Annotated in this window: 6 protein-coding genes; 3 read left to right on the plus strand and 3 right to left on the minus strand. The window is 69.1% G+C overall.

Annotation, left to right across the window (positions count from 1 at the left end):
• Nucleotides 1-101: 101 nt before the first annotated feature.
• From FCI23_RS53250 to FCI23_RS53260, 3 genes are all read right to left on the minus strand, one after another.
• On the minus strand, nucleotides 102-1,142 hold the full coding sequence (locus FCI23_RS53250) for an SDR family oxidoreductase (RefSeq protein ID WP_136731324.1): 1,041 nt from the start codon (nucleotides 1,140-1,142) through the stop codon (nucleotides 102-104).
• 46 nt (nucleotides 1,143-1,188) lie between these two features.
• Nucleotides 1,189-2,145, minus strand: coding sequence for a 3-oxoacyl-[acyl-carrier-protein] synthase III C-terminal domain-containing protein (locus FCI23_RS53255; protein ID WP_136731327.1), 957 nt, complete (start codon nucleotides 2,143-2,145; stop codon nucleotides 1,189-1,191).
• Nucleotides 2,146-2,543: 398 nt separating this feature from the next.
• Nucleotides 2,544-4,172 carry an AMP-binding protein gene (locus FCI23_RS53260; protein ID WP_169317446.1) on the minus strand — a complete coding sequence of 543 codons (1,629 nt, stop codon included), beginning with the start codon at nucleotides 4,170-4,172 and terminating at the stop codon, nucleotides 2,544-2,546.
• A 280-nt stretch (nucleotides 4,173-4,452) separates the two neighbouring features.
• Here FCI23_RS53260 and FCI23_RS53265 point away from each other — a divergent pair, with 280 nt between their 5' ends.
• The 3 genes from FCI23_RS53265 to FCI23_RS53275 are packed head-to-tail and all read left to right on the plus strand — an operon-like array spanning nucleotide 4,453 to nucleotide 6,444.
• On the plus strand, nucleotides 4,453-5,325 hold the full coding sequence (locus tag FCI23_RS53265) for a diiron oxygenase (RefSeq protein WP_136731332.1): 873 nt from the start codon (nucleotides 4,453-4,455) through the stop codon (nucleotides 5,323-5,325).
• Nucleotides 5,315-5,554, plus strand: coding sequence for a hypothetical protein (locus FCI23_RS53270; RefSeq protein WP_136731334.1), 240 nt, complete (start codon nucleotides 5,315-5,317; stop codon nucleotides 5,552-5,554). The genes FCI23_RS53265 and FCI23_RS53270 overlap by 11 nt, the downstream gene beginning before the upstream one ends.
• Nucleotides 5,554-6,444, plus strand: a complete 891-nt coding sequence (locus tag FCI23_RS53275) for an aminoacyl--tRNA ligase-related protein (RefSeq protein WP_136731336.1) — start codon at nucleotides 5,554-5,556, stop codon at nucleotides 6,442-6,444. Before FCI23_RS53270 ends, FCI23_RS53275 begins: the two co-directional genes overlap by 1 nt.
• The last annotated feature ends 156 nt before the right edge of the window (nucleotides 6,445-6,600 follow it).

Below are 6,600 nucleotides of genomic sequence, written 5' to 3' on the forward strand. Positions count from 1 at the left end.
GATGGTCCGCGCCACCCGCCCGAAGAACATCGCCCCGCTCATCTCCGAGGACCGGTAGAAACTCGCTATCCACAACTCGTTCTCGGACAGTTGGATGTCACTCACGACGTCCTCCCCCACCGGGTGCGCACGAGGTACTCCGCGGTCTGCGAGACCAGCACGTCCGGATCCTGCGCCCGGTAGCCGGGCCACGCCTTGTGCAGCCTGGTGTTGCCGAAGACCTTCGGCCGGAAGAGCTGCGCGGAGAACGGCGACACGGACTCCAGCGCGTCGAGCACCGCTCCGTGCGGCAGGGTGCGCAGCCCGTTCAGCAGGTTGGCGAAGGCGGCCTCGTCGACCAGCAGCGGGCGCAGGATCTGGCGCCTGATGAAGTTGCCGTCCTGCTCGAACGCCGTGAACATCAGGTCCACGATCTGACCGAGCCTGGGGGTCTGCTCCAGGTCCGGGCACACGTGGTAGATGCCGGGCTCGGCGGGGAGCAGCGCCATCGTCGCGTTGACGGTGAACTCCCCGGTCCCCAGGGCCACCGGGATGTCGGACAGGCCGGGCATCAGCGACAGCAGGCCGTAGTAGAGCAGCTTGAGCGTGTTGTGCACCGCGTTGTACTGGCTGACGTGCCCGCTGTCGTCGTCGGCGATGATCGTGGGCACCCGGGCGATCGTGGCAGGCAGTCCGCTGTCCAGGACCAGGCGCTCGGCCGCGTGCTTGGACCACTCGTAGTAGTTGGCGAAACGGACGACATCCGCCGGGTCGTCGGCTTCCCCTGCGGTGCGGGGCTCCTCGACGGCGCCGGCGGGCTCCTCGGCGATCTCGCCGGTGGCGAGACCGGAGGTGTACAGGGTGGAGAGCAGGACGAGGCGCTCCAGGTCCGGGCAGCGCTTGGCCAGTGCGACGACCTGCTCGGTGCCGCCGATGTTGACCGCCTTCGCGGTGTCCCGTTCGACGGCGAACTTGGTCACGGCGGCGGCGTGCACGATGTGCGTGATGCCGGCGGTGGGGACCCCGTCCAGCGCGCCGGGCACCGTGAGGTCCGCCTCGGCGCGGGTGAAGGCGAGCACGTCGCCGTAACCGCCGTGCTCGCGCAGCGCCTTGACGATCAGGCCGCCCACGTAGCCGGCGGCGCCTGTTACCAGGACGGTCATGAGTCGGTCACCTCCGCGCAGCGGTTCAGGGGGTGGCGCTGGTCGCTCACACCGCCTCCAGGATGGTGGCCTGCCAGTTGAGGCCGAACCCGGCCATTGTCAGCAGTAGCCGGTCGCCGGACTTGATCCGTCCGGACTCGACGAGCGCGGTGAGGTTCAGCACGTTGTCGGCGGAGATCACGTGCCCGGCGTCGGGCAGCGTGACGCTCACCACCTTCTCGGTGTCGATCTTGAACAGGTGGGCGAGGACCGTCCAGGCCACGTCGTTGGTGTTCTGGGTGACCACCCAGTCCACCTCGGCGGCCTTCATCTCCGCCCGCTGGAGGGTCTGGGCGATCAGCCGGTGCATGTAGCTGAAGTAGCTGCCCACGGTCTCGTCGTCGCTCGCCATGCCCAGACCGCCGTTGGTGATCTGGTGGCTGGCGACGAGCCGGAACGCGCCTTCGGTCGGCTCCCGGGTGACGACGCAGGCGGCGGCACCGTCGGAGATCACGTTGTACGCCTGCTCGTAGACCGCGTTCTCGGGGAAGCGGTCCGCGGTCACGCACAGGACGCGCTGCCACGAAGGCTCGGTGGCGAGCATCGCGCCCGCGATCCGCAGCGAACCGAGCATCGAGGTGCATGCCTGCTGGTTCAACCCGATCGCGATCGCGCCGTCCAGCTTGAAATCGGCCTGGAGCCTGCTCACCGGAAAGTCCATCAGGTGTTTGACGTCCCGGCTGCTGCGCCATTCCTCTTCGCTGCCCACGTTGGCGTTGAGGGGCAGACAGGTGGCGTACACGATGGCGTCGGCGCCAGCTGCCCTGTCCGCTATCGGACGGACGGCAGCGCAAGCGAGGTCATAAGCCGAGGTTCCGGGCTCACACATGTAGTGCCAGCGGAATCCTGCCGCCTTCATATCCTCGGCGGAGGAGAAAAGCCTTCCCGCCGCCGCAGAATCGTTGACGTGGCTTTTCCGTTCACCGAGCGCGTACTTGAACGAATCGATGTAGAGAGATTCCAAAATCGAGCTCCCGTCTCCGCGCCGGGCCGTTGTCTGGCTCCGCGAATTGTGTGATCGGAATCTTCGATGGGACGAGCATAGGTCCGGCGGTTCAAGCAAATCCCTAGTCAGTACCGGGACTGCGCAGCGCCGGAGGTGCTTCCCGTGTTTTCCTGCCGGCCTCCCGGCCGACGGCCGAGGGCCAAGTTCCGGCGGCAGACTGCCAAGTGACGGCCGACTGCCAACCGCCAACGGGTAACCGGCAACTGCCGATTTCCGGCCACCGGTCGCCGGTCGGAACCGCCACAGCGCCCATCGGCAAACCGCCGGTCGCCAACCGGCAACCGCGGAAACGCGTTCGCCACGTCGCGGACGCCAATCCGCCGACCGATACGCGCCGATATCCGGCGGTGCCGGGTTCAGCTGAGCCGGGTGCCGGGGAGCTTCCCGGCCGACCACAGCTGCCACATCACGCGACGCTGCGGCTTGCCGCTCGAAGTGCGGCAGATCAAGCCGTGCTCGCCGGCGATGACGGCGATCTCGGGGTCGGGCCCGAGTTCGGTACGCAAGGCCTGGTTGACCTTGTCGGCCCAGGGGCCCGGCTCGGCCTCGGCGAAGACGGCGATGCCGGGGCGGCCGCGGTCGCTCATGCTGACCACAGCCAGCCGGTTGAGCCCGGCCGCCTCGCGGGCCTTGAACTCCAGGTCCTCGACGTACACGGTGCGGGCCCTGACCTTGAGGCTGTCGCCCATCCGGCCCAGGACGTACAGGTCGCCGTCGTGCACGAAGCCGGCGTCGCCGGTGTGCAGCAGCCCGTCGAACGGCTCGTCGCCGACATAGCCGACGGCGACCGACCGGCCGGTGATCACGATCTCGCCGAGCGAGCCCTCGGGCAGCGGCTTCCCCTCGCCGTCCGCGATCCGGACCTCGACCTCGTCGACGGGAATCGGCCAACCCTGACCGGCCAGCCACCCCGCGCCGTCGCCGGCTTCGGAGGTCACGGCGTCGGCCGGCGGCAGCAGAAGGCCGGTCTCCACGACGTGGACCGGCTCGCCGAACTGCATCCGCTCCCAGTCCGGCCGCACCACCCGCCCGGGGCGGCCGACCGCGCCTGCGGTGACCGCGGAGGTGTTCTCCGCCAGCCCGTAGGCGGGGTGGATCCCGGCCGGATCGAACCCGGCGGGGGCGGCCGCGGCCGCGAAGGCGCGCAGCGCGCCGGGGTCGGGCACCTCCCCGCCGACGATCGCCGAACGCCAGCCGGACAGGTCCAGTTCGGCCCACTGCTCCGGCCGAACCCGGCGCGCGACGTAGCCGAAGCCGAACGACGGCGAGCCGGCGTGCGACGCCTTGCCGGGGCCGAGGCACGACAGCCAGCGCTCGGGGCCGCGGATGAACTGGTCGGGCCGCATCAGCCACAGGTCGCCCTGCCGTGCGGCCGTCATCACGCAGGCGAGCAGGCCCATGTCGTGGTTGAACGGCAGCCAGGACGCCATCCCGTCGCCGTCCTTCCACTCCATCCAGCGGTAGAGGACGCCGAAGTTGGAGACGATGTTGTCCCAGGTGACCTGGATGGCGCGCGGGCTGCGGGTGGTGCCCGAGGTGAACTGCAGGACCGCGACCCCGCCCGGCTCCACCAGGGTCTCCACGCCGACGCCGTCCCGCCGCACCTCGCTGACCTGCGCCACGCCCTCCAGCAGGGGCGCCGATTCGGCGTCCGCGAACGTCACCGCCGGACGGGCCTGTTCGAGGATCGCGGCGGTGTGCGCGGTGTACTCCGCGCCCGCGCCGTAGCCCGGGACCGGGAGCATCGTCGCGCAGGCGCCCGCCGCCCAGGCGCCGTACAGCGCGGCCAGCCCGTCGCGGCTGCCCGGCAGGGCGATCGCGACGACGTCCCCCCGGCCCACGCCCCGCGCGGCCAGGTCGGCCGCGACCGCACGAGCGTCCGCGGCAAGCACGGCGTACTCCACCCGCTCCCAGCCGTCCCGTTCCCCGGCAAGCCAAACGCCGCGGCCGGGAGTCGGCGCACTCAGCCACCCAAGTATCGACATGTGCCCCATCCTGCACGACACGGCGCCGATATTGACTAGGGATTTGCCTGAGTCACCCGGCCTACTCTCGGCCTGTCGATGATTCCGACCACACAATTCGCGGAGCCCAGGCCGCGCAGACCTGGCACGAAGACGGGAGCTCGATGTTGGAACCTCTCGATATCGATTCGTTCAAGTCCTACCTGGCGCTTAACGGCAATCAAAGCCGCGACGACGATGTTATTACCGTCTCTGGAGGCGACATGAGTGAACGGCTGCATGGGCGCACGGGGGACGAGACATGAGCCTCGCGGAATCCGTAGCGGCGGTGGCTCGGCGGCTCAGCGAGGTGTCCCAGCACTCCTACCAGAACCCGTACACCGCGCTGGACTGGCCGGAAACCGTCGATCCCGACGTCGACTGGTTCTCCTCCCCCGAACTCCTCAGCCTGGCGGGCACCCCGGATGGTGACGCCCTGTCCGAGGTGGGCCGCAAGCGGCTGGCGTTCTACGAGGCGGTGAACTTCTACAGTCTCAACATCCACGGCGAGAAGTCGCTGATGGCCGGCCTCGCCGAGCGGCTCTACCGCAAGGAAATGATCCAGGTAGCCGACTACCTGCACCATTTCCTTGACGAGGAGAACAAGCACAGCATCTTCTTCGGCGGATTCTGCACCCGGTACGCCCGGGTGTACCGCAGCCGCCAGTTCTCCGTCAACGAGGAGGAAGTGCCGCGGGACGTCGGCGACTTCCTCTTCTTCGCCAAGACCATGATCTTCGAGGAGATCGTGGACCACTACAACTGGATGCAGGCGCGCGACGAGCGGCTGCACCCGGTGGCCAGGTACATCAACCGCAACCACCACGTCGAGGAGGCCAGGCACCTGATCTTCGGGCGCCAGCTGGTCACCGAGCTGTGGCGGACGAAGGACTGGGACACCCAGACGGTCGAGGACGTGCGCGGGTACCTCACAGCGTTCATCACCAGCAGCTGGCGGGAGTACTACAACCCCGACGTCTACGCCGACGCCGGACTGGCCGACCCCTGGGAAGCAGCCGAGACCGCCTGGCGGTCGCCGCAGCAGCGGGAACACCGCCGCACGGTCACCGCCAAGTGCCTCGGCTTCCTCGCCACCGAAAAGATCCTTCCCGAGGAGCCAGTCGATGCTTTCTGAGACGGATTTCCGCGCCGAACTGCGCGCGTGGGTCAGTGAGAAGTCGGGCGTCCAGGTCACGGACAACAGCCCGATCTTCGCTGACCGCACGCTGCGGTCCGTGCACATTCCCGAGCTCCTGCTGCTGATGGAGCGCCTGCGGGGCACGCCCATCGACGTCGAGGACCTGCGCCCGACCGACTTCCGCGACATCGACACCCTCGCGACCCGCTTCGGGAAGCAGTCGTGATGCGCTGGCACGCCTCCGGGCAGGCGTCGCTCTCCGGCGACCTGCTACGGCTGGCCGGAGACGCGGACGCGGCGTTCCTCCAACTGGCCGGCGTGTGGGGGGCCCAGGCCGAGCGCCATCCCTCCACGCTGCCGGCCGCGGTGCTGCGCAAGACCGGCTACTTGCGGTCGTTCCCGCACCAGGCCACCTTCGCGGTCGGGCTCGACCCCGACGCGATCAGCGGTTTCGCCCAGGACCCGGACCAGGACCCGCGCCCATTCCTCGGGCCGGCCACCGAGATCCTCACCCCGGCCGCGTGCTACCACCTCTACCCGGCCCACGAGGGCGAGACCCTCGCCGAGCCGCTCTACATGACCACGGTGAACACCTGCTACCGGCGTGAGACGGTCTACGTGCCGCTGCGCCGGCAGTGGTCGTTCACCATGCGGGAGATCGTCTGCCTCGGCACCGCCGAGGAGACCGCGCAGTTCGCACAGCGGACCACCGACGCGGTCACCCGGCTGTTCGAACTGGCCGGCCTGGACGTCGAGTGGGAGCACGCGACCGACCCGTTCTTCGAGCCGGGGCAGAACCCGGCCTTCCTGCTGCAGAAGCTGAGCCCCGTCAAGCGCGAGGCGACGTACGGGGATCTGGCCATCTCCTCGGTGAACCTGCACCACGAGCACTTCGGCGAGGCGTTCGGCATCACCAGGGAAGGGCAGGACGCGCGTTCGGCGTGCGTCGCCTTCGGGCTCGAGCGCTGGCTGTTCGCGATCCTGGACACGCACGGGGACGACCCCCGCTCGTGGCCCGACCTGCCCGCGCTCGCCGCCGAGGTGGTCGCCAAGTGGCCGTCCTCGCAGCCGACTTCGCAGCCGATTTCCCAGCCGATTTCCCAGCCGACCTCGTAGCCGACTTCGTGCACGCCCGAAGGGCGTGCACACCCGATGGGGGAGGACGTCGTGAGTGACATCCAACTGTCCGAGAACGAGTTGTGGATAGCGAGTTTCTACCGGTCCTCGGAGATGAGCGGGGCGATGTTCTTCGGGCGGGTGGCGCGGACCATC

It is taken from the genome of Actinacidiphila oryziradicis (genome assembly GCF_005047355.1).
GTDB classification, from domain to species: domain Bacteria; phylum Actinomycetota; class Actinomycetes; order Streptomycetales; family Streptomycetaceae; genus Actinacidiphila; species Actinacidiphila oryziradicis.